Origin of the sequence: Streptomyces sp. NPDC057136 (genome assembly GCF_042670885.1) — a bacterium.
Classification (GTDB): domain Bacteria; phylum Actinomycetota; class Actinomycetes; order Streptomycetales; family Streptomycetaceae; genus Streptomyces.
Genome location: NZ_JBHUUV010000003.1, coordinates 1 through 23,172, shown reverse-complemented (window position 1 = coordinate 23,172; position 23,172 = coordinate 1). Strand labels below are relative to the sequence as shown.

The 23,172-nt window shown below is 70.4% G+C and carries 20 protein-coding genes and 2 pseudogenes; 19 read left to right on the top strand and 3 right to left on the bottom strand.

Annotated elements, in window-relative coordinates; genetic code table 11:
* Positions 1-2 precede the first annotated feature (2 nt).
* The 8 genes from ilvN to ACFT7S_RS04550 all read left to right on the top strand — a co-directional run bounded on the left by ilvN (position 3) and on the right by ACFT7S_RS04550 (position 8,437).
* Entirely contained in the window at positions 3-530 is a 528-nt protein-coding gene (gene ilvN, locus ACFT7S_RS04585; RefSeq protein WP_328906022.1) for an acetolactate synthase small subunit, read from the top strand.
* A gap of 102 nt (positions 531-632) precedes the next feature.
* Positions 633-1,634: a ketol-acid reductoisomerase gene (gene ilvC / locus ACFT7S_RS04580; protein ID WP_328906023.1), complete on the top strand. Its 1,002-nt coding sequence runs from the start codon at positions 633-635 to the stop codon at positions 1,632-1,634.
* 297 nt (positions 1,635-1,931) lie between these two features.
* Positions 1,932-3,524, top strand: a complete 1,593-nt coding sequence (serA, locus tag ACFT7S_RS04575; RefSeq protein WP_382726870.1) for a phosphoglycerate dehydrogenase — start codon at positions 1,932-1,934, stop codon at positions 3,522-3,524.
* An 80-nt stretch (positions 3,525-3,604) separates the two neighbouring features.
* On the top strand, positions 3,605-4,195 hold the full coding sequence (locus tag ACFT7S_RS04570) for a TetR/AcrR family transcriptional regulator (protein WP_382726867.1): 591 nt from the start codon (positions 3,605-3,607) through the stop codon (positions 4,193-4,195).
* Between the two features lie 12 nt (positions 4,196-4,207).
* Positions 4,208-4,477: a hypothetical protein gene (locus ACFT7S_RS04565; RefSeq protein ID WP_382726865.1), complete on the top strand. Its 270-nt coding sequence runs from the start codon at positions 4,208-4,210 to the stop codon at positions 4,475-4,477.
* A 136-nt stretch (positions 4,478-4,613) separates the two neighbouring features.
* A complete protein-coding gene (locus ACFT7S_RS04560) occupies positions 4,614-7,103 on the top strand; it encodes a Tox-REase-5 domain-containing protein (protein ID WP_382726863.1) in 2,490 nt (829 codons plus the stop codon).
* An 81-nt stretch (positions 7,104-7,184) separates the two neighbouring features.
* Positions 7,185-7,901, top strand: a complete 717-nt coding sequence (locus ACFT7S_RS04555) for an Imm52 family immunity protein (protein WP_382726860.1) — start codon at positions 7,185-7,187, stop codon at positions 7,899-7,901.
* Complete coding sequence (locus ACFT7S_RS04550) at positions 7,898-8,437, top strand: hypothetical protein (RefSeq protein WP_382726857.1); 540 nt, start codon at positions 7,898-7,900, stop codon at positions 8,435-8,437. The genes ACFT7S_RS04555 and ACFT7S_RS04550 overlap by 4 nt, the downstream gene beginning before the upstream one ends.
* Positions 8,438-8,522: 85 nt before the next feature.
* Here the strand turns inward: ACFT7S_RS04550 and ACFT7S_RS04545 are convergent, their stop codons facing one another.
* A complete protein-coding gene (locus ACFT7S_RS04545; protein WP_382726855.1) occupies positions 8,523-9,743 on the bottom strand; it encodes a PucR family transcriptional regulator in 1,221 nt (406 codons plus the stop codon).
* 179 nt (positions 9,744-9,922) lie between these two features.
* Here ACFT7S_RS04545 and ACFT7S_RS04540 point away from each other — a divergent pair, with 179 nt between their 5' ends.
* The 3 genes from ACFT7S_RS04540 to ACFT7S_RS04530 all read left to right on the top strand — a co-directional run bounded on the left by ACFT7S_RS04540 (position 9,923) and on the right by ACFT7S_RS04530 (position 13,861).
* A complete protein-coding gene (locus tag ACFT7S_RS04540; RefSeq protein ID WP_382726853.1) occupies positions 9,923-10,849 on the top strand; it encodes a proline dehydrogenase family protein in 927 nt (308 codons plus the stop codon).
* A 114-nt stretch (positions 10,850-10,963) separates the two neighbouring features.
* The gene (pruA, locus tag ACFT7S_RS04535) at positions 10,964-12,595 is read left to right on the top strand and encodes an L-glutamate gamma-semialdehyde dehydrogenase (RefSeq protein WP_382726850.1); all 1,632 of its coding nucleotides are present in this window, start codon (positions 10,964-10,966) and stop codon (positions 12,593-12,595) included.
* 207 nt (positions 12,596-12,802) lie between these two features.
* On the top strand, positions 12,803-13,861 hold the full coding sequence (locus tag ACFT7S_RS04530) for a S1 family peptidase (RefSeq protein WP_382726848.1): 1,059 nt from the start codon (positions 12,803-12,805) through the stop codon (positions 13,859-13,861).
* A gap of 65 nt (positions 13,862-13,926) precedes the next feature.
* Here the strand turns inward: ACFT7S_RS04530 and ACFT7S_RS04525 are convergent, their stop codons facing one another.
* A complete protein-coding gene (locus ACFT7S_RS04525; RefSeq protein ID WP_382726846.1) occupies positions 13,927-14,790 on the bottom strand; it encodes an NAD-dependent epimerase/dehydratase family protein in 864 nt (287 codons plus the stop codon).
* Between the two features lie 159 nt (positions 14,791-14,949).
* Here ACFT7S_RS04525 and ACFT7S_RS04520 point away from each other — a divergent pair, with 159 nt between their 5' ends.
* The 4 genes from ACFT7S_RS04520 to ACFT7S_RS04505 all read left to right on the top strand — a co-directional run bounded on the left by ACFT7S_RS04520 (position 14,950) and on the right by ACFT7S_RS04505 (position 18,641).
* Positions 14,950-15,822, top strand: a complete 873-nt coding sequence (locus ACFT7S_RS04520; RefSeq protein ID WP_382727656.1) for a helix-turn-helix transcriptional regulator — start codon at positions 14,950-14,952, stop codon at positions 15,820-15,822.
* 198 nt (positions 15,823-16,020) lie between these two features.
* The gene (locus ACFT7S_RS04515) at positions 16,021-16,149 is read left to right on the top strand and encodes a hypothetical protein (protein ID WP_328906033.1); all 129 of its coding nucleotides are present in this window, start codon (positions 16,021-16,023) and stop codon (positions 16,147-16,149) included.
* 90 nt (positions 16,150-16,239) lie between these two features.
* The gene (locus ACFT7S_RS04510) at positions 16,240-17,283 is read left to right on the top strand and encodes a 3-isopropylmalate dehydrogenase (protein WP_382726843.1); all 1,044 of its coding nucleotides are present in this window, start codon (positions 16,240-16,242) and stop codon (positions 17,281-17,283) included.
* Positions 17,284-17,537: 254 nt separating this feature from the next.
* Positions 17,538-18,641 carry a branched-chain amino acid aminotransferase gene (locus ACFT7S_RS04505; protein WP_382726840.1) on the top strand — a complete coding sequence of 368 codons (1,104 nt, stop codon included), beginning with the start codon at positions 17,538-17,540 and terminating at the stop codon, positions 18,639-18,641.
* Here the strand turns inward: ACFT7S_RS04505 and ACFT7S_RS04500 are convergent.
* A pseudogene (locus ACFT7S_RS04500) lies at positions 18,638-19,380 on the bottom strand (cytosine permease); the annotation flags it as partial. The gene ACFT7S_RS04505 and the pseudogene ACFT7S_RS04500 overlap by 4 nt on opposite strands.
* Before the next feature lie 149 nt (positions 19,381-19,529).
* Here ACFT7S_RS04500 and ureA point away from each other — a divergent pair.
* The 4 genes and pseudogenes from ureA to ACFT7S_RS04480 form a co-directional block, all read left to right on the top strand.
* A complete protein-coding gene (gene ureA / locus ACFT7S_RS04495) occupies positions 19,530-20,216 on the top strand; it encodes an urease subunit gamma (RefSeq protein ID WP_382726838.1) in 687 nt (228 codons plus the stop codon).
* Positions 20,216-21,898, top strand: coding sequence for an urease subunit alpha (locus tag ACFT7S_RS04490; RefSeq protein ID WP_382726836.1), 1,683 nt, complete (start codon positions 20,216-20,218; stop codon positions 21,896-21,898). Before ureA ends, ACFT7S_RS04490 begins: the two co-directional genes overlap by 1 nt.
* Positions 21,899-21,924: 26 nt before the next feature.
* Positions 21,925-22,950, top strand: coding sequence for an agmatine/peptidylarginine deiminase (locus ACFT7S_RS04485; protein WP_382726834.1), 1,026 nt, complete (start codon positions 21,925-21,927; stop codon positions 22,948-22,950).
* Between the two features lie 16 nt (positions 22,951-22,966).
* Positions 22,967-23,172 (top strand): annotated as a pseudogene (locus tag ACFT7S_RS04480) (hypothetical protein); the annotation flags it as partial.

The following is a 23,172-nucleotide window of genomic DNA, read 5'->3' as shown; positions in this document are numbered from 1 at the left end:
CCATGTCCACCAAGCACACACTCTCCGTCCTGGTCGAGAACAAGCCGGGTGTCCTCGCCCGGATCACGGCTCTGTTCTCCCGGCGCGGCTTCAATATCGACTCACTTGCGGTCGGTACCACCGAGCACCCCGACATCTCCCGCATCACCATCGTCGTGAATGTCGAGGACCTGCCCCTGGAGCAGGTGACCAAGCAGCTCAATAAGCTGGTCAACGTCCTGAAGATCGTCGAACTCGAGCCCGCCGCTGCGATCCAGCGCGAGCTCGTCCTGGTGAAGGTCCGCGCCGACAACGAGACCCGCTCCCAGATCGTCGAGATCGTTCAGCTGTTCCGCGCCAAGACCGTGGACGTCTCCCCGGAGGCCGTCACGATCGAGGCGACCGGCGGAGCCGACAAGCTGGAGGCCATGCTCAAGATGCTGGAGCAGTTCGGCATCAAGGAGCTCGTCCAGTCCGGCACCATCGCCATAGGGCGGGGCTCGCGGTCGATCACCGACCGCTCCCTGCGCGCGCTCGACCGCTCGGCGTAGGAACCGGCGGCTCCGCCGCTCGCATGGCGAGACCTGACAACGCATTCGACGCACCCCGCCGTACGGTGGGACGCAACACCTGCACACCAAGGAGAAGACCCAGTGGCCGAGCTGTTCTACGACGACGATGCCGACCTGTCCATCATCCAGGGCCGCAAGGTCGCGGTCATCGGCTACGGCAGCCAGGGCCACGCCCACGCGCTGTCGCTCCGTGACTCCGGCGTCGACGTCCGCGTCGGTCTGCACGAGGGCTCGAAGTCCAAGGCCAAGGCCGAGGAGCAGGGCCTGCGTGTGGTGACGCCTTCCGAGGCCGCCGCCGAGGCCGACGTCATCATGATCCTCGTCCCGGACCCGATCCAGGCCCAGGTCTACGAGGAGTCCATCAAGGACAACCTCAAGGACGGCGACGCGCTCTTCTTCGGCCACGGACTGAACATCCGCTTCGGCTTCATCAAGCCGCCGGCCAACGTCGACGTCTGCATGGTCGCCCCCAAGGGCCCGGGCCACCTGGTCCGCCGTCAGTACGAGGAGGGCCGCGGCGTCCCGTGCATCGTGGCCGTCGAGCAGGACGCCACCGGTAAGGGCCTGGCCCTCGCCCTCTCGTACGCGAAGGGCATCGGCGGCACCCGCGCCGGCGTCATCAAGACGACCTTCACCGAGGAGACCGAGACCGACCTGTTCGGTGAGCAGGCCGTCCTCTGTGGTGGCACCGCCGCCCTGGTCAAGGCCGGTTTCGAGACCCTGACCGAGGCCGGTTACCAGCCGGAGATCGCGTACTTCGAGTGCCTCCACGAGCTGAAGCTCATCGTGGACCTCATGTACGAGGGCGGCCTGGAGAAGATGCGCTGGTCCATCTCGGAGACCGCCGAGTGGGGCGACTACGTCACCGGCCCGCGGATCATCACGGACGCCACCAAGGCCGAGATGAAGAAGGTCCTCACCGAGATCCAGGACGGCACCTTCGCCAACGCCTGGATGGCCGAGTACCACAACGGTCTGCCCAAGTACAACGAGTACAAGAAGGCCGACAGCGACCACCTGCTGGAGACCACGGGCCGTGAGCTGCGCAAGCTCATGAGCTGGGTGAACGACGAGGACGCGTAGGTCATCCGCCGCGGGGGCGGGCCCATGGCCCGCCCTCGCGGAACACCGCCCGTCTCGGCTTCCGTGTCACTGCGGACAGAAGAGGTGGAAGCGGCTGCATCGAATGTGTGTACAAGTCGTCCACCCTCGTGTGGGTGATCCTTCCACCGGGGCGCATTACGTGTCCCGTTGCATGACTACACTTCTCAACACATACACGCGTCAGGGCCCACAGTGTCGTGCGTCTCCACGCGGCTAGCCCCTCCACCGCCTGCGGCCGTCGGGACGGCCGTCCGCACTGGACATGTGAGGACTCTCGTGAGCTCGAAACCTGTCGTACTCATCGCTGAAGAGCTGTCGCCCGCCACGGTCGACGCTCTGGGTCCGGATTTCGAGATCCGGCACTGCAACGGCGCGGACCGCGCCGAACTTCTCCCCGCGATCGTCGATGCCGACGCCATCCTGGTGCGCTCCGCCACCAAGGTCGACGCCGAAGCCATCGCCGCGGCCAAGAAGCTGCGGGTCGTCGCCCGCGCCGGTGTCGGTCTGGACAACGTCGACGTCTCCTCGGCCACCAAGGCCGGCGTGATGGTCGTCAACGCCCCGACCTCCAACATCGTCACCGCCGCCGAGCTCGCCTGCGGCCTGCTCGTCGCCACGGCGCGCAACATCCCCCAGGCCAACACCGCCCTGAAGAACGGCGAGTGGAAGCGCTCCAAGTACACCGGCGTCGAGCTCAGCGAGAAGGTCCTCGGCGTCGTCGGCCTCGGCCGTATCGGTGTCCTTGTCGCGCAGCGCATGTCGGCCTTCGGCATGAAGATCGTCGCGTACGACCCCTATGTGCAGCCCGCGCGTGCCGCGCAGATGGGTGTCAAGCTCCTCACCCTCGACGAGCTGCTCGAGGTCGCCGACTTCATCACGGTGCACCTGCCCAAGACGCCGGAGACCCTCGGTCTGATCGGCGACGACGCGCTGCACAAGGTGAAGCCCTCGGTGCGCATCGTCAACGCCGCCCGCGGTGGCATCGTCGACGAGGAGGCGCTCGCCTCCGCCCTCAAGGAGGGCCGTGTCGCCGGCGCCGGTCTGGACGTGTACACGAAGGAGCCCTGCACGGACTCCCCGCTGTTCCAGTTCGACCAGGTCGTCTGCACCCCGCACCTCGGCGCCTCCACCGACGAGGCCCAGGAGAAGGCGGGCATCGCGGTCGCCAGGTCCGTGCGTCTGGCCCTCGCCGGTGAGCTCGTACCGGACGCGGTCAACGTCCAGGGCGGCGTTATCGCCGAGGACGTCCGCCCCGGGCTGCCGCTCGCCGAGAAGCTCGGCCGGATCTTCACCGCGCTCGCGGGCGAGGTCGCGGCCCGGCTCGACGTCGAGGTGTACGGCGAGATCACCCAGCACGACGTGAAGGTGCTCGAACTCTCCGCGCTCAAGGGCGTGTTCGAGGACGTCGTCGACGAGACCGTGAGCTACGTCAACGCCCCGCTCTTCGCGCAGGAGCGCGGTGTCGAGGTGCGCCTCACCACCAGCTCCGAGTCGCCGGACCACCGCAACGTGGTGACCGTCCGCGGCACGCTGTCGAGCGGCGAGGAGGTCGCGGTCTCGGGCACCCTGGCCGGCCCCAAGCACCTCCAGAAGATCGTGGCCATCGGCGACTACGACGTCGACCTGGCGCTCGCCGACCACATGGCCGTGCTGCGCTACCAGGACCGTCCCGGCGTCGTCGGCGCGGTCGGCCGCATCCTCGGCGAGGCGGGCCTCAACATCGCGGGCATGCAGGTCTCGCGGGCGGACGCGGGCGGCGAGGCGCTGGTCGTGCTCACCGTCGACGACACCGTTCCGCAGTCGGTGCTGACCGAGATCTCCGACGAGATCGGCGCCACCTCGGCCCGTTCGGTGAACCTCACCGACTGATCCTCCGCTGCTCGGACCACGTACCCGGCATATAGACACCCGTCTTACACAGGTGTCTGCATGCCGGGTACGCTGCGTTTATGGGACATCGTGAGGATCTGCTCGAAGGCGCCAAGCGCTGCCTGCTGGAAAAGGGGTACGCGCGGACGACGGCACGCGACATCGTGGCCGCGTCCGGCACCAACCTCGCCTCCATCGGCTACCACTACGGCTCCAAGGAGGCCCTGCTCAATCTGGCCTTCCTCAAGGTGACGGAGGAGTGGGGCGACGTCATCACGGACGCTCCGGACCGGACCGAGGCGGAGCCCGGGGACGCTCCGCAGGACGCCTTCGAACAGTTCCGTGAGGTCTGGGAGCGGGTCATCGGTTCCTACGGAGAGACCCGCTCCGTCTGGCAGCTCCAGATGGAGGTCATCTCGCGGATCGACACCGACCCCAAGCTCCAGAAGGCCCTGGCGGGTCCGCAGGGCGATGCGCGCAACGGGCTCGCCCAGAACATGCTGGGCATCGACCCTGAAACCGATCCGGAGAAGGCGCGGGTGGCGGGTCTGTTCTGTCAGGCGCTGCTCGCCGGCGTGATGGTCCAGTGGATGATCGACGGGGAGTCCGCACCGTCCGCGCAGGACCTGACGGACGGCCTCAGGGCCGTACTGGAGGGCCGGGTCTCCTAGGACGCTTCACGTGTGGGCGGCGCGGTTCGCGCGTCGGCGGCGGGGGCCGTGACCCAGCCCGTCTACGAAGAGGGCCGTCGGACCATCGACCCGGTCATCCAGGGCAACGACCTGACGTACACCCGCGTCGTCACGCGCAAGACCTCGGTGGACAACGGTCAGGTCACCGTGGTGGCACGCGGTCCGGGCGACCGGCGTGAGCCCGATGTCGCACCCTCACCACCTGCGCGTGAAGACAACCACTGTTCCATGACCGGCCGGGCCGGGTCCGTCGCTCCATGACGGGCCCGGCCCGCAGTGCGTGGCCGGCGGGTATGGGCCCTTGGTTGGGCCCTGGGGCCCACGACTGCGCACCGGGTCCGGGCCTAGCGTGAGAGATCCTCATTTCGCTTACTGGCTGCACTGGTTGGGGTCACGCATGTCTGCGATCGGTGGCATACCCGCACAGGGCGGCGCCGTCCCCGCGCCGGGGTCGGGGCGGCGCGAGATGCCGCGTGCGCTGGGCGCGGCCCGCATGCTGGTCCATGTCCTCCTCGCCGCGACGGCGCTGGGCGGGTTCGGCCTGCTCGCCTCCGCGCTGGCCGCCGACGCGATGGGTGCCCGGCTCTTCGGTATAGCCGTGTACGCGGCGGTGCCCGGGGTGGCCGGCTGGCTGCTCTCGCGGCGCGCCTGGAGCGGCGGCAGGCGTGTGTGGTGGGGCCTGGTCGCCGTACAGGTGTGGCTGTTGCTCGGCGGTGTCGCCAACATCGGTGACGGGTCGGCGCACGGCTTCACCCAGCTGTTCCTGCCGATCCTGATCCTGGTCTTCCTCTCTCGGCCGCAGAGCCGGGAGTGGTTCCGTCTGCCGGTGCGGGAGCGCGCGGACAAGCCGGAGTTCTCGCTGCCGCACATGATCACCTGGCGGCGCGACCGGGGGCAGTCGGCGGTGGAGTACGTCGGGCTGGTCATGCTGGTCGCCGCCATTGTCGTGGCCCTTCTGGTCACGGGTGTCGGCGGCTCCATGGCGGACGGCTTCCGGTCGGCGATCTGCTCGGTCACGGGCACGGCGTGCCCGGCGGACGGCGACGGCAGCGGCACGGTGGAGGCGGGCCGGGGCCAGGACGGCGGCGCCACGGGGGGCGCGGACGAGGGCTCGACGGTGACGGGCGGCACCGGTTCCGGTTCCGGTTCCGGTTCGGGTTCCGGCGCGGGGGGCGCTGACGGTGGGGCCACGGGGGCCACGGGGGCCGGGGGTGCCGACGGGGCGTCCAGTGGCACGGGTGGCGCTGGGGCAGGGGGTTCGACAGGTACGGGTGGTGCTGACGGAGGTTCCACCGGCACGGGAGGTTCCACCGGCACCGGGGGTGCCGACGGTGGGTCCGGGGGCGATACGACGGGCGGGCCCGACGGCGCCGGCGACGACACCTACCCCGAGACCAGCGACGAGCCCGAGGCGACGTACGACGACATCCCCGCATCGGACGAGGGTGACGACGGCGAAGGCGACGGCGACGACAAGGCCGAGGAGGAGGACTGCGGAGGCTGGGGCTTCTTCGGCTGCGCCTGGGACCGCACCACACAGGTCGTCAAGGGCGTGTTCGTCGACGGCATCTGGGGCGACGTCACCGGCATCATCGACCTCTTCAAGCCCGAGACCTGGACCGGTATCGCCGACTACGGCAAGCAGCTGGGCGACCAGTGGGTGGAGGACTCCAAGGACGCCGCGGACAAGTGGAGCGACGGCGACTACCTCGGCGCGCTCGGTGACTGGGGCGGAGCGTCGCTCAACACCGTGATCAAGGTCGGCGACGACGTGTTCGTCGGTGACGAGGTGCGGGAGCGCTGGAACAACGGCGAGAAGACCCGGGCCGTCACCGATGTGATCTGGAACGTCGGTTCGCTCTTCATCCCCGGCTACGACGTCGCGAAGGTCATCGGCAAGGTCGGGAAACTCGGCAAGATCGGCAAGGTCGCGGAAGAGGTGGCCGAGGCCGCGTCCGACGCGGGCGATGCGGCCCGCCGCGCCCGCAAGGCAGCCGAGGCCGGGGACATCGACGGAGTCCGGCAGGCGGCGAAGGAGGCCGACGAGGCGGCGGACGCGGCCGAGGACGCGGCCCGGAAGACCGGCTGCACCATCGCCTTCGGCCCCGGGGTGCGCTACGGCGGCACCGGCGGAGTGGCCGGGTCCGGTACCGGAGTACTGGCATCGGGACCGCCGGACCGGGTGATCCTCGCCGACAGCGGCTGCGACGAAGCGGCCAAGGCCAAGGCGAAGGAGGCCCGCGACCAGGAGCGGGCCGCCCACCTGGAACAGAAGCGGGCCGAGGAGCCCGAGCGTGCGCGCCAGGCCGAGCTGAAGAAGAAGCAGTACCCGGAGCCCCAGCGGAACGACACATCCGACCCGCGCAACTACAACCCGCCGGACTGGGCCGAGGACCTCGACACGCCTACGCTCGGCGACGCCGACCTCGGTGACGGCTACTGGGCGAGCCGCGACCGCAACCCCCCGCCCAACTGGGAGAACGAGTCCTGGCTCCGTTACCAGGAACAGATCACCGGCACCAACCGAGGCAGCGAGTACGTCGTGCCGCATCCCGACGACGGTGTGCCGGCCGTGGAGTACGACGGCTGGGACTCCGGCCGGCAGACATTCCTCGAAGCGAAGAACGGTTACGACAGCTATCTGTCCAAGAGCGATCCGGGCACGCTCACCGAGTCGGGCCGCAAGAAGTTCATCGACGAGGCGCAGCGCCAGGTCGACGCGTCCGGCGGCCGGGCCATCGAGTGGCACTTCTCCAACCCGGACGTGGCCCAGGCCGCGCGCAAGGCGTTCCGTGACGCGGGGCTTCCGATCAAGGTCATACCCACCCCGCAGAAGAAGGCGGGCGGGCCGCGGAATCCCGAGGCATTCGACCCGAAGCCGAACTGAGCGGTAGCCGGGAACGACAGGCCCTAGGGTGACAGCGGCTGGACCTGAGGAAGAGAGCGGCACGAGGTACGGAGGCAGGACATGCGGCGTGTGGTGCGGGGATTCTGGGGTCCCAGGCAGGAGTCCGCGGAGGCGCTGGCCCGGCGGTGGAAGCAGACGCTCGACCGGCTCGCCGGACTGCTGCCCGAGGTGTGCGCGGTGGCGGGGAACGAAGGGACCTGGCGGAACGTGCCGGGTTCCGGTCCTGCCACCGCCCTGCGGCCGGACGAGGAGTCCCTGCTCGCCGCCGTTCGCGCGGCGCAGGCCGCGGACGGCTGGTCGGACCGTACGGGCAGCAGCATGCAGTTTGCCGCGGCGGGGGCGCCCGGGTGGAAGGTCGACGTCAGCGGGCGGACTGGCGGCACCTCGGAGTACCTGCTCCAGACGGTCGTCATCGGTATCCGGCAGCCGGACGGTGCCGAGGTGCCCGATGCCGCACTTCTGGCGGCCGTAGCCGAGGTGTGGGAGGCGGACTTCGGGGGCGTGAGCAACGACGACGTGCTCGACGCCCTGGAGGACGACGGGGGATTCGCCCCCGACGAGCCGTCCGTCGGCTGGATCGGCTACCTCTCCTCGGCCCGCGCCGCCCTGCTGCCCGACGACGTCACGGCCGCCCGCAGGGAAGTGGGCTCCCAGGGCGTGCTCCTGGACATCGCCGCACCCGGTGACGCCGCGACGGTGCTCCGGGCCAACCTGCGGCTGCGCGAGGCGGGGGCGCTCCAGGCGCTGCCGCGCCCGATGGACCGGGCCGCGCTGTGACTGCCAGGGCGGGGGAGGAGTTCGACGCCGCACGCGCGGTCGCCGACGTCGACGTGCTGCTGGCCGGGCCGGTGCCTGCGGCCGGGCCGACCGTCGCCGAGGGTGATCCGGCCACGGGGGAGTGGACCACCACAGGCGGCGAGGGCTTCCGGGTCGTCCCGCTGTGGGAGGGTGACTCGCTCACCGGGGTGTACGAGCCCGAATGGAACGAGGCCGTGGGCGCCGCCGAGGCCCACCTCGCCATGCTGGTACGGGAGTTGGACGACCGCTGGGGTGCGCACCGGCGGGTGGCAATGCATGTGCCGCTGTTCCGGAAACAGCGGGGAGCACCTTTGCCGCCGCTGTTCGACGCCCTGCTGGCGGAGGACTGCTACGGAGATCTGACGGTGTGGGGGCCCGTGACCGTCGAGGGGCCCGGGGCCGTGCAGCGGTGGGTGGCGGTGAGCGCCGGGCACAGCCACGGCGACGCGCCCGTGGTCATGGCGGCCGCCGTCAGCGACCGGCCGATCGTCGAGCTGCCGGAGGAAGACGTCTAGGGTGCGAAGCCGAGAGCTTGGGGGCGCGCGTGCCAGGCCCCGCGAGCCCGGCATGATCCAAACGAGAGGCCCCAGGGCGCGCTCGTCACAGCCGCGCCGCCTTCAACGCCATATGCAGCAGCAGCCTGTCCTCGCCGTCGTTCAGATCGAGTCCCGTGAGCTGGTGGACGCGGGAGAGCCGGTAGTAGAGCGTCTGGCGGTGGATGCCCAGCTCGGCGGCCGTCCGGCCGGCCTGGCCCGCGCAGTCGAGGAACACCTCGGCGGTGCGGGCCAGTTCGCTGTGCGGCGGGGTCAGCAGGGTGCGCACCGCATGGTCCGGAGCGGCGTCCGCGGACCGGGGGAGCGAGGTCAGCAGCCGGTACGGGCCGATGGCCCGCCAGTCGGCGACCCTGCCGAAGCGGGTCTCGGCCGTGGCGGCGCGGGACGCCGACACGGCCTCGTGCCAGGAGACGGCCAGCTCCGCCAGGCCCCGGCGCGGGACCGCGATCCCGGCGGTGGCGGCCGGGCCCGCGGCGGAGCGCAGCCGGTCCGCGGCCGTCGTCGCGGGGTCAAGCACGTCGGACGAGCGCAGCCTGACCAGGGCGGCCAGTGACACGGTGCCCGAGCCGGGCGGGGGCTCTCCCGTCGACGAGACCGCTGACGAGACCGCTGACGAGCCCGCCGACGAGACCGCCGCCCCGGCCGCGTACGCGACCGTGGACAGGGCCGCCGCCGACGGCACCGTACGTACAGAGGGGGTCTCATCGGCCCACGGGGTCACGCATACGACCGTGTGCAGGCCGTCCGCGTCCGGGCCGAGCGCCTCGCGCAGCGCGGCCACCGCCATATCGCGCTGCCAGCCGCGCGCCGCCGTGAGGACCGCACCGAATTCCCGGGACAGGTCCGTCCCCGCCCGTGCCTCGTCGGAGAGCAGCGCCCCGATCCGGGACGCCACGTCCATCGCCGCCGTCAGCTGGTCGTCGGTCGGGCCGGGGTCCGCGTCGAGCAGCCACACGTAACCGAGCACGACACCCCGATGGCGTACCGGAAGGCAGATCCGGCCCCGGAAGACACCGGCCTCCGGGGCGGCCGGAATGCGGACAGGGCCGGTCGCCCGGGCGATGCCGAAGCCCTCGAACCAGGCCCGGACCGCCGGTGTGGACCGCCGGGTCAGGATCGACCGGGTGCGGACCGGGTCCATCGCCATGTCGTCGTCGCTGTCGTGGGCCCCGAATGCGACCAGACCGAAGTCCCGGTTCTCCAGGGTCGCCGGAGCGCCGAGGAGTGCGGAGATTTCGTCTACCAGCTCCTGGTAATCGCCTTTCACCCACTCATTCTCGCACCCCTTCAGACATATGTCTGAGGTGGCGGCCACAGATGCGTGACAGGTGTCGATGGCACAGGATCGGAGAGATCCTTAGATTTCACGGTGGTTCTCCGTGCTGTACCGGTCCGTGTCACTTCGTGCCTCTACAGCCTCGTTCGTTCATTCCGTGGAGGTGCCCCGTGCTGGGTCCCGTGATTCTCGCCGCGTCCCGCAGCGACAAGATGCGTCGTTTCATCTCGGCAGCGCCGGGCACGAAGCAGGTCGTCGACCGGTTCATCGCCGGTGAGACCGTCGAGCAGGTCGTCCCGATCGTCAAGGACGCCACAGGCAAGGGCCTGGAGGTCACCCTCGACGTGGTGGGCGAGGACATCACCACGCCCGAGCAGGCCTCCGCCGCGCGCGACGCCTACCTGGAGCTGATCGGCCGGCTCAAGGAGCTGGGCCTCGGCACCAAGGCCGAGATGTCCGTCAAGCTGTCGATGTTCGGCCAAGCGCTGGACGGAGGCCACGAGCTGGCCCTCGCCAATGTGCGCCCCGTCGTCGAGGCTGCCGCCGCGATCGGCACCACGGTCACGCTGGACGCCGAGGACCACACCACACTCGACTCGATGTTCGCCATCCACGAGGAACTGCGGATGGACTTCCCGCAGACCGGCTGTGTGATCCAGGCGTACCTGTTCCGCACCGAGGACGACGCCCGCCGCCTGGCCGCCGTCGGCAGCCGCGTGCGCATCGTGAAGGGCGCCTACAAGGAGCCCGCCTCCGTCGCGTACCAGGACAAGGCCGAGATCGACAAGGCGTTCGTCCGCATCATCAAGATCCTGATGGACGGCGAGGGCTACCCGATGATCGGGTCCCACGACCCGCGCCTCATCGCCATCACCCAGGAGCTCGCCCGCAAGGCCGGGCGCAAACTGGACGAGTACGAGTTCCAGATGCTGTACGGCATCCGCAGCGACGAGCAGATCCGGCTCGCGGCCGAGGGCCACCGGATGCGCGTCTACACGGCGTACGGCACCGACTGGTACGGCTACTTCATGCGTCGTCTCGCGGAGAAGCCGGCCAACCTGCTGTTCTTCGGCCGCTCCATCCTCACCAAGGGCTAGGGCCGGTGCGGCGAGGTGCCGCACCAGACGCCGTGACCCCGGCCATGATCCGTCGCACAGGCCCTGGCCTGCCCGGCTGACCCCCACCCCGTGACACAAGGAGACAAGGCACTCATGGACGCTGTTACCCAGGTCCCCGCGCCGGTCAACGAGCCGGTCCGTTCCTACGCCCCCGGTTCGCCCGAGCGCGCCCGCCTCGAAGTGAAGCTCAAGGAGCTCGCCGAGAACCCGATCGACCTGCCGATGACCATCGGTGGCGAGAAGCGGATGGGTGGCGGCGAGCGTTTCGACGTCGTGCAGCCGCACAACCACAAGGCCGTCCTCGGTACCTTCGCCGGTGCCACGCAGCAGGACGCGCAGGACGCGATCGACGCCGCACTCGCCGCCGCCCCGGCGTGGCGCGCGATGGCCTTCGACGACCGCGCCGCGATCATCCTGCGCGCCGCCGAGCTGCTCGCCGGCCCCTGGCGCGAGACGCTGGCCGCCTCCACGATGCTCGGCCAGTCGAAGACCGCGCAGCAGGCCGAGATCGACACCCCCTGTGAGCTCGTCGACTTCTGGCGCTTCAACGTGCACTACGCACGCCAGATCCTCGCCGAGCAGCCCCCGGCCAACTCGCCCGGCGTGTGGAACCGCATGGACCACCGCCCGCTCGAAGGCTTCGTCTACGCGATCACCCCGTTCAACTTCACCGCCATCGCGGGCAACCTGCCCACCGCCCCCGCCCTCATGGGCAACGTGGTGGTCTGGAAGCCGTCCCCCACGCAGACCCACGCCGCCGTGCTGCTGATGCAGCTCCTGGAAGAGGCCGGTCTGCCGAAGGGCGTCATCAACCTGGTGACCGGTGACGGCATCGCCGTCTCCGAGGTGGCGCTGAACCACCGTGATCTGGCCGGTATCCACTTCACCGGTTCGACCCCGACCTTCCAGCACCTGTGGAAGACGGTCGGCAACAACATCGCCAAGTACCGGACGTATCCCCGTCTGGTCGGCGAGACCGGCGGCAAGGACTTCGTCGTCGCCCACCCGAGCGCCGACCCGGCCATCCTGAAGACCGCGCTGACCCGTGGCTCCTTCGAGTACCAGGGCCAGAAGTGCTCGGCGTCCTCGCGTGCGTACGTCCCGGCCTCCATCTGGAACTCCGGTTTCAAGGAGGCGTTCGCGGCCGAGGTGGACGGCATCACCATGGGTGACGTCACCGACCTGACGAACTTCATCGGCGCCGTGATCGACGAGCGTTCCTTCGCGAAGAACAAGGCCGCGATCGACCGTGCCAAGGCCGACCCGACGTGCACGATCGTCGCGGGCGGTACGTACGACGACTCGGTCGGCTACTTCGTCCGCCCGACGGTCATCGCGTGCTCGGACCCGTCGAACGAGGTCTTCACGACCGAGTACTTCGGCCCGATCCTCGCGATCCACGTCTACGAGGACGAGAACTACGACGCCATGCTGGAGCAGATGGAGTCGGCCTCCGACTACGCGCTGACCGGTGCGGTCATCTCCAACGACCGCGCCGCGGCCGCGCACACGATGGAGAAGCTGCGGTACGCCGCGGGCAACTTCTACATCAACGACAAGTCGACCGGCGCCGTCGTCGGCCAGCAGCCCTTCGGTGGCGGCCGTGCCTCGGGTACGAACGACAAGGCCGGTGCGCCGCAGAACCTGCAGCGCTGGACGCTGACCCGCGCCATCAAGGAGACGCTGGTCCCGCCGACCGACTACACCTACCCCCACCAGGGCTGATCCACCCGGGGCGCCGCGCAGGCGCCCCGCCACGATTCCCGCCCCCCGCCCGGCCCCCCAGCCGGCCGGGGGGCGGTTTCCATGTGCGCCCGGGGCTCCGCGACCGCCGGATCAGGCCACGCACCCTTGCGGCATGGGTAATGGGCATGTCAAATTCCTCTCTCGGTACGTACGTCCCCACACGTCATCCGAGAAGGAGCTCCCCCCATGAGACGCACCCTTCGTGCGCGCATCGGCGTTTCCCTGCTTGTCGGCGCGACCCTCGGCCTCGGCGCGACCCCCGCCGGGGCCGAGGCCGGTCCCGCCGTGAGTGCCACCCCGGCCCCGGCCGCGTACGCCCTGGATGCCACGCTCGAACGGCAGCTCGGAGCGGACAGCGCCGGCAGCTACCTCGACGCGCAGACCGGCGGCCTCGTCGTCACCGTCACCAGCGACCGCGCCGCCGAACAGGCCCGTTCCGCCGGGGCCACCGTCCGCCGGGTGACGCGCAGTGCGGCGGACCTCGGCGCCGCGATGGACGCGCTGGAGGCCGGCGCGAAGATCACCGGCACCTCCTGGGGCATCGACCCCCGGACCAACCAGGTCGCCGTGGAGGCCGACGAGTCGGTCTCCGTACGGGAGATGGCACGCATCAAGGCCGTCGCCAACCGGCTCGACGGAGCCGTCCGCATCGCCAGGGTGCCCGGCGTCTTCCACCGCGAGGTCGCGGGCGGCGGCGCCATCTACGGCGGCGGGAGCCGCTGTTCGGCCGCGTTCAACGTCACCAAGAACAGCGCCCGGTACTTCGTGACCGCCGGTCACTGCACCAACATCTCCGCCAACTGGTCCGCGAGTTCGGGCGGAGCGGTGACAGGCGTCCGGGAGGGCACGAGCTTCCCGACCAACGACTACGGCATCGTCCGGTACACCGACGGCTCCGCGCCCGCCGGAAGCGTCGACCTCTACAACGGCAGCTTCCAGGACATCAGCTCCGCCGCCGACGCGGTCGTGGGCCAGGCGCTCAAGAAGAGCGGCTCCACCACCAAGGTGACCAGCGGCACCGTCACCGCGGTCAACGTGACCGTCAACTACGGCGACGGCCCCGTCTACAACATGGTCCGCACCACCGCCTGCTCGGCCGGCGGCGACAGCGGCGGCGCGCACTTCGCCGGCTCCGTCGCCCTCGGCATCCACTCGGGCAGCTCCGGCTGCACCGGCACCAGCGGCTCCGCCATCCACCAGCCGGTCAAGGAGGCCCTGGCCGCGTACGGCGTCACCGTGTACTGACCTTCCCGCGACGACGAGCCCGTCCGGCGAACCGTTCTGTCCTCAGTCGCCGGACGGGCTTGAATTCACAGCGCCCCCGCGTCCCGGGCCGTCCACACCGACGGGTACAGCGGGCGGAAGCCCAGTTCGTCGCGGATCTTCCGGGTGGACGTCAGTCCGTACCAGGGGTCCGCGTCCGGCCGGTCGGTCATGTCGGCGGGGACCGCCACACCGTTGAGCTGGTACAGGTCCACCGTCGTCACCGGCGCGTCGTCGGCCACGTTGTAGCGGCGGCCCGCGATCCCCGGGGCGTACAGCAGCCGCAGGAGTCCCTGGGCGACGTCCGCGTGATGCACCATCGCCAGACGCTGCGTCGCGGGCCAGGAACCCACCCACTGCATCGCGTCCGCGAGGTGCGAGTCGCCCTCGCCGTACACGAAGGGCAGTATCGCCACCCGTACATCCAGCCCGTGGTCCCGGTGCAGGGCCAGCAGCCCCGCCTCCGCCTCCGCCTTCGAGCGGGGGTACGCACCCCACATGGCGCCGCCGGGCACCGTCTCGTCCTCCTCCGTCAACGGCCTGCCGCGCCCGGCGCCGTACGAGAGGTTCGTGGAGACCTGTACGAATCTGCCGGTGCCCGCCTCCACCGCCGCCCGCCCCAGTGCCACGGCCGCGTCCCGGTTCACCGACCACATCTCGTCGTCCGGCACCCCGCGGAACGCCGCCGCGATGTTCACCACCGCGTCCGTCCCCGCCAGCGCCTTGTCCACGTCGGCCGGGTCCCGCAGATCCCCCACCACCACCTCCGCGCCCAGGGCCGCGAACGGCGCGCCCCGCTGCTCGTCCCGCACGATCACACGGACCGTGTCACCGGGCACGGCCCGGTTCAGCAGCCGCGGTACGAAACGCCGGCCGACCTCGCCCGTGGCACCCGTCACCAGAATCTGCATCGTCGCTCTCCTTCACGTTCGCTTCTCGCGTCTTCCGCTCGGCACCCACCCTGCGGCCGCCCGTGGCGCGGCGGGAGAGACGCGGTTATCCAGGGACCGGCAGTCCCTGGATACGGCCTGGATACGGGACCGCGAGCCGTCCATGCTGGAGCGGTGGATCTGGACAGAGCCGAACTCGCCGACTTCCTGCGCCGCTGCCGCGCCCGCCTCGAACCCGCCGCCGTCGGGCTGACGGCCGGCACCCGGCGGCGTACCCCCGGACTGCGGCGGGAGGAGGTCGCCCAGCTCACCGGGGCGTCCGTGGACCACTACACGCGCCTGGAGCAGGGCCGCGGCTCGCGCCCCTCGCGGCAGATGCTCTCCGCGCTGGCCCGTGCGCTGCGGCTGAGCGAGGACGAGCGGGACCATCTCTTCCACCTGGCGGGGGAGGAGCCGCCGCGGGCCCGCCACGGCCCCACGCAGCATGTGCGCCCCGGCCTCCTGCTGGTCCTGGACCGGCTGCACGACGCACCCGCGCAGGTCTACAGCGACCGCGGCGAGCTGCTCGCGCAGAACGCGATGGCGGTCGCCCTGGGCGGCGAGATCGAGCCGGGCGAGAACATGACCCGTAAGTGGTTCACCGTTCCGGCCGTACGGCGGATCTTCCCGCCCGAGGACCACGCCGCCCACTCCCGTACGCATGTGGCGCAGCTCCGCGCGGTGTTCGCCGCCCGCCCCGAGGACGCGCAGCTCGCCGCGCTGGTCAAGGAGCTGCGGGCATCGAGCGAGGAGTTCGACACCCTGTGGGCGGAGCACCGCGTGGCGGTACGGCGTGCCGAGACCAAGCGGTTCCTGCATCCCGTTGTCGGCCTGCTCGAACTGGGCTGCGAGGTCCTGCTCACCGCCGACTGCGGGCAGCGGCTGGTGATCCATACGGCGAGCCCGGGCAGTGAGACGTACGAGCGGCTGCGCCTGCTCCGGGTGGTCGGCATCCAGGAGTTCGGAGCAGCCGGTTTCGACGCGCCCGTCTCAGATAGTAGGAAGTCCGAGTAATTGTGGAGACAGAACGGCCCGCCTGTCCTAGCTTTGTAGAAGCCGAACGACTCGCTCGATCGAGCGACTGGCGGTTGTGAGCGCGTGCCCCGAAGCAGGCAACCCCTGCGGCACGCTCCCCGCCCCTTCCGGCGCCTCGAAATCCCGATCTCGAATCTCGATCTCGAAATCCTCGCGATCTCAAGGAGTCGATCCATCATGGCCGAGACCACTGTCCGCCGCGTCCGTCACGCCCACCGCCCCACCGAGTCCGAGCGCAAGAACGCCGCCGCCGCACTCCAGCGAGCCCTCGACCGCAGGGACAACGGCGGCTCCACCGGCCACTGAAGGCCGGCCGGGCCGCAGTCGCACCATGACACGCTGTCCGCATGGCGGACAGCGGATGTCATGGGATGGGACGACCAGTAGGGTGCCGATATGTCTCGCAGCATCAATCTCGCAGTGATCCCCGGTGACGGTATCGGCCAGGAGGTCGTGGCCCAGGGCCTCAAGGTCCTCAACGCTGTTCTCCCGCAGGATGTGAAGCTGGAGACCAAGGAGTACGACCTTGGTGCCCAGCGCTGGCACCGCACCGGTGAAACCCTCCCGGACGCGGAGCTGGAAGCCCTCAAGAGCCACGACGTCCTTCTGCTCGGCGCGATCGGTGACCCGTCCGTGCCGTCCGGCGTCCTGGAGCGCGGGCTCCTGCTGAAGCTGCGTTTCGCCTTCGACCACTTCATCAACCTGCGCCCGTCGAAGCTCTTCCCGAACACCGCGACCCCGCTCGCCGGCCGCCCCGACATCGACTTCGTCGTCGTGCGCGAGGGCACCGAGGGTCCGTACACGGGCAACGGCGGTTCGCTGCGCACGGGTACGGAGCACGAGGTCGCCACCGAGGTCAGCATCAACACCGCATACGGTGTCGAGCGCGTCGTCCGTGACGCCTTCGAGCGGGCGAACGACCGCCCGCGCAAGAAGCTGACGCTGGTCCACAAGAACAACGTCCTCGTGTACGCGGGCCACATGTGGAAGAACATCTTCGACAAGGTCGCGACCGAGTATCCCGAGGTCACCACCGACTATCTGCACGTCGACGCCGCGACGATCTTCTTCGTCACCCAGCCGGAGCGCTTCGACGTCATCGTCACCGACAACCTCTTCGGTGACATCCTCACGGACCTCGCCGCCGCCGTGACCGGCGGTATCGGCCTGGCCGCCTCCGGCAACATCAATCCGACGGGCACGTTCCCGTCGATGTTCGAGCCGGTCCACGGCTCTGCCCCCGACATCGCGGGCCAGGGCAAGGCCGACCCGACCGCCACGATTCTCTCCGTCGCCCTCCTGCTGCGTCACCTCGGCTACGAGACCGAGGCCGTGCGCATCGAGGACGCCGTCTCCGCCGATCTTGCGGAGCGCGACGGGGTCACCACTCGTACCACCGACGAGATCGGCGACGCCCTCGCGGTACGAGTAGCGAGCTGACCCGACGACTCCACTTCGAAGCCGCCGGGTCGCAACGCACCCGGCGGCTTCTCCTATGCGGTCTCCGGGTGCCACCATCGACCCTGGACCGCAATCACGTCATTTCGCGCACGGCCACCCCCGGGAGATAATCGGACGCGGGGCCGTGGCTCGCGGCGTTGCTCGGACGTCCTAAGACCTGTCTGATATCCGTCGGGCGGGAGCGGGCGTGAGCGCGGTCCATCACACACAAGACCGGTGAAGGACACGCACTCATGACGACGCCCACGATCGAGCTCAAGCCCTCCTCGAACCCGCTGTCCGACGCGGAGCGCGAAGCGATCCTGGTCAGCCCCGGATTCGGCCGCCACTTCACCGACCACATGGTGACGATCAGGTGGACCGAGGGCCGGGGCTGGCACGACGCCCAGCTCGTCCCGTACGGCCCGCTCTCGATGGACCCGGCCAACATGACCCTGCACTACGCGCAGGAGATCTTCGAGGGCCTCAAGGCGTACCGCCAGCCCGACGGCACCGTGGCCAGTTTCCGCCCCCAGGCCAACGCCGAGCGCTTCCAGCGGTCCGCGGCCCGGCTGGCGATGCCGGAGCTCCCGGTCGAGACGTTCATCGCGGCCTGTGACGCCCTCGTCCAGCAGGACAAGGCATGGGTTCCGGAGCACGGCGGCGAGGAGTCCCTCTACCTGCGCCCGTTCATGATCGCGGCCGAGGTCGGCCTCGGCGTGCGGCCCGCCAACGAGTATCTCTTCATCGTCATCGCCTCGCCCGCCGGCGCGTACTTCCCCGGTGGCGTGAAGCCCGTCTCCATCTGGCTCTCCGAGAACCGCGTCCGCGCCGTCCCCGGCGGCGTGGGCGACGCCAAGACCGGCGGCAACTACGCGGCGTCCCTGCTGGCCCAGGCCGAGGCCGCCGCGAAGGGCTGCGACCAGGTCGCCTACCTCGACGCCGTGGAGCACAAGTGGGTCGAGGAGCTCGGCGGTATGAACCTGTACTTCGTGTACGGGCAGGAGAACGGCAAGAAGCGCATCGTCACCCCCGAGCTCACCGGCTCGCTGCTCGCCGGTGTCACCCGCGACTCGCTGCTCAAGGTCGCCCGTGACCTCGGTTACGAGTCCGAGGAGGGTCGCGTCTCCATCGACCAGTGGAAGGCCGACACCGCGAACGGCACCCTGACCGAGGTCTTCGCCTGCGGCACCGCCGCCGTCATCACGCCCGTCGGCACCGTCAAGTCCGCCGACGGCGAGTGGGTCCAGGGCGACGGCATGCCCGGCGAGGTCACGATGAAGCTGCGTGACCGCCTGCTGGACATCCAGCGCGGCATCGCCGAGGACACGCACGGCTGGATGCACCCGCTCGGCTAGACCGCGCCTGTCCTCGATCGCCGGACGGGCTGGATCTTCAAGCCCGTCCGGCGGTCGAGGACATCTTTTTGAGCCGGTTCGGCGATTGAGGACGCGGCCACCGAGTCGGCGCCGGAGTCGGCCACAGGCCGCTCGCGCCGGGTCAGGACGGTGTACGACACTCCGCCCACCAGGCCCGAGAGGATGAAGCTGCAGTCCACGCCGCCCGTGAGGGCGAGCAGCGGGCCTTCGTGGACCGTGGTGGAGACCGCCGCGAGTCCGACCGCCGCGCCCAGCGCCCAGGACACCGTGGCGCCGATGTTCCAGCCCGCCCGGTACCAGTAGATGCCGCCCTTGGCGCGTCGGTTGAAGACCTGCAGGGCGTCACGACCACGGTGGCACCGGTACGGGTGGCCTTCGGCAGGATCGCGTCCAGGTCGAGGCCCATCGAGTACAGCATCAGGCCGGAGTTGCCGACGACCCGGCCGAGGCCGCCAGGAGCAGCGGCACCAGGTACCAGAAGGGTGCGGCGGCGACGAGCGGTCCCGCGTAGTCCGGGCCGGTGCGAGGACGGTGTACATCAGGGCCCGGGGGCCCCGCCGTCCGGCAGTCCGACGAGCCGGTCCAGGGTCCCGACCATCACGTCGCCGCCGATCCACAGCGTGAGCGCCGGGTACCCGAGGGAGAGCAGCAGGCCGACGACCGAGCCGACGAGCCGGCCGCGTACGCCGAACTGGGCACCGCTGGACGACTCTGCGTTCTATCGGCATGAGGCCGCCCTTGACGCTCGACTGTTTGAGTGCCGCTCAATGTGACGCAGGAAGTGGCATCCGTCAATGTCCCTGTCCATGCTTTCCAGGTGCGGGAGGACATGGTTAGAGTGGTGTTCAAACATGGAGGTGTGGTGACGTGAGACTGACCCCGACCGAGCGCGACCGGCTGCTGCTCTTCGGAGCCGCCGAACTGGCGCGGGCACGCCGGGCACGCGGGCTGAGGCTCAATGTCCCCGAGGCGACCGCGCTCATCGCGGACACCGTCTGCGAGGCCGCCCGCGACGGGCGGCGGCTCGCGGAGGCCATCGAGGCCGCGCGTGCCGTACTGGGGCCCGACGACGTCCTGCCCGGAGTGGCGGACGTGGTCACCGAGGTCCATGTCGAGGCCGTCTTCGACGACGGTTCCCGGCTGGCGGTCGTGTCCGCGCCCATCGGAGGCGGGGGCCTCGGTGACGGGGCGCCCGGCGCCGTACTGCCCGCTCCGCCGCACGCCGAGCGCGAGCCCGCGCTGCGACTGACCGTGCACAACACCGCGACCGTCCCGATCAGCGTCACCTCGCACTTCCACTTCTTCGAGGCCAACCCCCGGCTCGACTTCGACCGTGCCGCGGCCTACGGCATGCGGCTGGCGGTGCCCGCCGGATCATCGGTCCGCTTCGGCCCGGGCGACGAGGCCGAGGTCGGCCTCGTGCCGATCGGCGGCGCGCGGATCGCGATCGGCTTCGCGGGCCTGGTCGACGGCCCGCTGGACGCGCCCGGCGCGAAGGAAGAGGCCCTGCGGCGCGCGGCGGCCTGCGGCTATCTCGGAGCGGAGGACGCCTGATGGACCCCTACGAATACGCCTCGGTCCACGGGCCGCGCGCCGGAGACCGGGTCGTCCTCGGCGACTCCGGCCTGGTGGTGCGCGTCGAATCGGACGCGCAGCGGCACGGCGACGAGTTCCTCGCCGGATTCGGCAAGACCGCGCGCGACGGGCTGCATCTGAAGGCGGCCGCCGTACGCGACACCTGTGACGTCGTCATCAGCAATGTGCTGGTCATCGACGCCGTCCTGGGAATCCGGAAGGTCTCCATCGGTATCCGCGAGGGCCGCATCCACGCGATCGGGCGGGCCGGGAACCCGGACACCCTCGACGGCGTCGACGTCGTCGTCGGCACCGGGACCAGCATCGTCTCCGGCGAGGGCATGATCGCCACGGCCGGCGCCGTGGACACCCATGTCCATCTGTTGTCGCCGCGCATCATGGAGGCCTCGCTCGCCTCCGGCGTCACCACCGTCATCGGCCAGGAATTCGGCCCGGTGTGGGGGGTCGGCGTCAACTCGCCGTGGGCGCTGCGCCATGCCTTCAACGCCTTCGACGCCTGGCCGGTCAACATCGGCTTCCTGGCCCGCGGTTCGTCGTCCGACGGCGCACCGCTGGTGGAGGCGCTCGCCGAGGGCGGCGCGTCCGGCTTCAAGGTCCATGAGGACATGGGCGCCCACACCCGTGCACTCGACACGGCCCTGCGTGTGGCCGAGGAACACGATGTGCAGGTCGCCCTGCACAGCGACGGGCTGAACGAGTGCCTGTCCGTCGAGGACACCCTGAGCGTCCTGGACGGCCGGACGATCCACGCCTTCCACATCGAGGGCTGCGGCGGCGGACACGTACCGAACGTCCTCAAGATGGCGGGCGTGCCCAATGTCATCGGCTCCTCCACCAACCCGACCCTGCCCTTCGGCCGGGACGCGGTGGCCGAGCACTACGGGATGATCGTCTCCGTACACGACCTCAAGACCGACCTGCCGGGCGACGCCGCCATGGCGAGGGACCGGATCAGGGCGGGCACGATGGGCGCCGAGGACGTGCTGCACGACCTGGGCGCGATCGGCATCACCTCCTCGGACGCACAGGGGATGGGGCGTGCGGGCGAGACCGTGCGCCGTACCTTCGCGATGGCCGGGAAGATGAAGGCCGAGCTCGGCCCGATGGAGGGCGACGGTCCGCACGACGACAACGCCCGGGTCCTGCGCTACATGGCGAAGCTGACGATCAACCCGGCCATCGCACACGGTCTCGCGCACGAGATCGGCTCGATCGAGGTGGGTAAGCTCGCCGACATCGTGCTGTGGAAGCCGCAGTTCTTCGGGGCGAAGCCCCAGCTCGTACTGAAGTCGGGCTTCCCCGCGTACGGAGTGACGGGCGACCCCAACGCCGCCACCGACACCTGTGAACCGCTGGTCCTGGGACCGCAGTTCGGAGCGTACGGAACGACCCCCGCGGACATCTCGGTGGCCTTCGTGGCCAAGGCCGCGACCGAGCTGGGCTCCGACCTTATGCCCACCCGGCGCCGCAGGGTCGCCGTGCGCGGCACCCGGGGCATCGGTCCTGCGGACCTTCGCCTCAACTCCCGGATCGGTGCGGTCGGGGTGAACGGGGACAGCGGTCTGGTCACGCTGGACGGCGCTCCGGTGCGCTCCGAGCCGGCCGACTCCGTCTCCCTCAACCGGCTCTACTTCCTTTAACCACACGTCCCTTGGAGTACGACGACATGAGCTTCCGTATGCCGCCCGAGTGGGCCCCGCACGAGCGGACCTGGATGGCGTGGCCGGGCCCCAACGTCACCTTCTCCGGTGACGACCTCGCCGAGTCCCGCGAGGCATGGGCCTCGGTCGCCCGGGCCGTACGCCGCTTCGAGCCGGTGACCATGGTCACCGGCCCCGGCCAGTCGGAGGAGGCCCGCGGTCTCCTAGGCCCGGACATCGAGGTGGTCGAGCGCGAGCTGGACGACGCCTGGATGCGCGACATCGGCCCCACCTTCGTCACCGACGGCACCCGGCTGGCGGCCGTGGACTGGGTGTTCAACGGCTGGGGCGCCCAGGACTGGGCCACCTGGGAGCACGACGCGAAGATCGCCCGCCATGTCGCGGACCTCGCGGGCGTGCCCGTGCACAGCTCGGCCCTGGTCAACGAGGGCGGCGGCATCCACGTCGACGGCGAGGGCACGGTGCTGCTCACCGAGACCGTGCAGCTCGGCCCCGAGCGGAACCCGGGATGGACCAAGGAGGAGGTCGAGGCCGAGATCAACGCCAAGCTCGGCACCACGAAGGCGATCTGGCTGAAGCGCGGCCTGACCGGCGACTACCCGCCCCACGGCTTCGGCACCCTCGGCCATGTCGACATCGTTGCCGCCTTCGCGGGCCCCGGTGTGGTCGTCGTCCACACCCAGCCGGACCCGTCCCACCCCGACCACGAGCTCTGCAAGGAGAACGTGGAGATGCTCAGGGCGCAGACCGATGCGCAGGGCCGCAGCCTGGAGGTCGTCGAGGTCCCGGCCCCGACGGTGGTCCAGGACGAGGACGGCCAGTGGGTCGACTACTCCTACATCAACCACTACCTCTGCAACGGTGGCGTGGTGCTGTGCGCCTTCGACGACCCCCGCGACGAGCAGGCCGCGGCCATCTTCCGCCGTCTCCACCCCGGCCGTACGGTCGAGCTGGTCGACGCCCGGACGATCTTCGCGGGCGGCGGCGGCATCCACTGCATCACCCAGCAGCAGCCGGCCGTACGCGGCTGAGCCCTAGGGCCTGTCCGGCGGATCAGGGCCGGGGCCACGCCGCGTCCAACCCGGCCCTGATCCGCCGGCCGCCCCGTGGGGCTCCGCCGGCATCCTGCCGATCTCCTGGTCGTACGTGCGCCTGATGGGCGGCGAGGGCCTCAAGCGCGCCACCCAGGTCGCGGTGCTCGCGGCGAACTACATCGCCAAGCGCCTGGAGCCGCACTTCCCGGTGCTCTACAC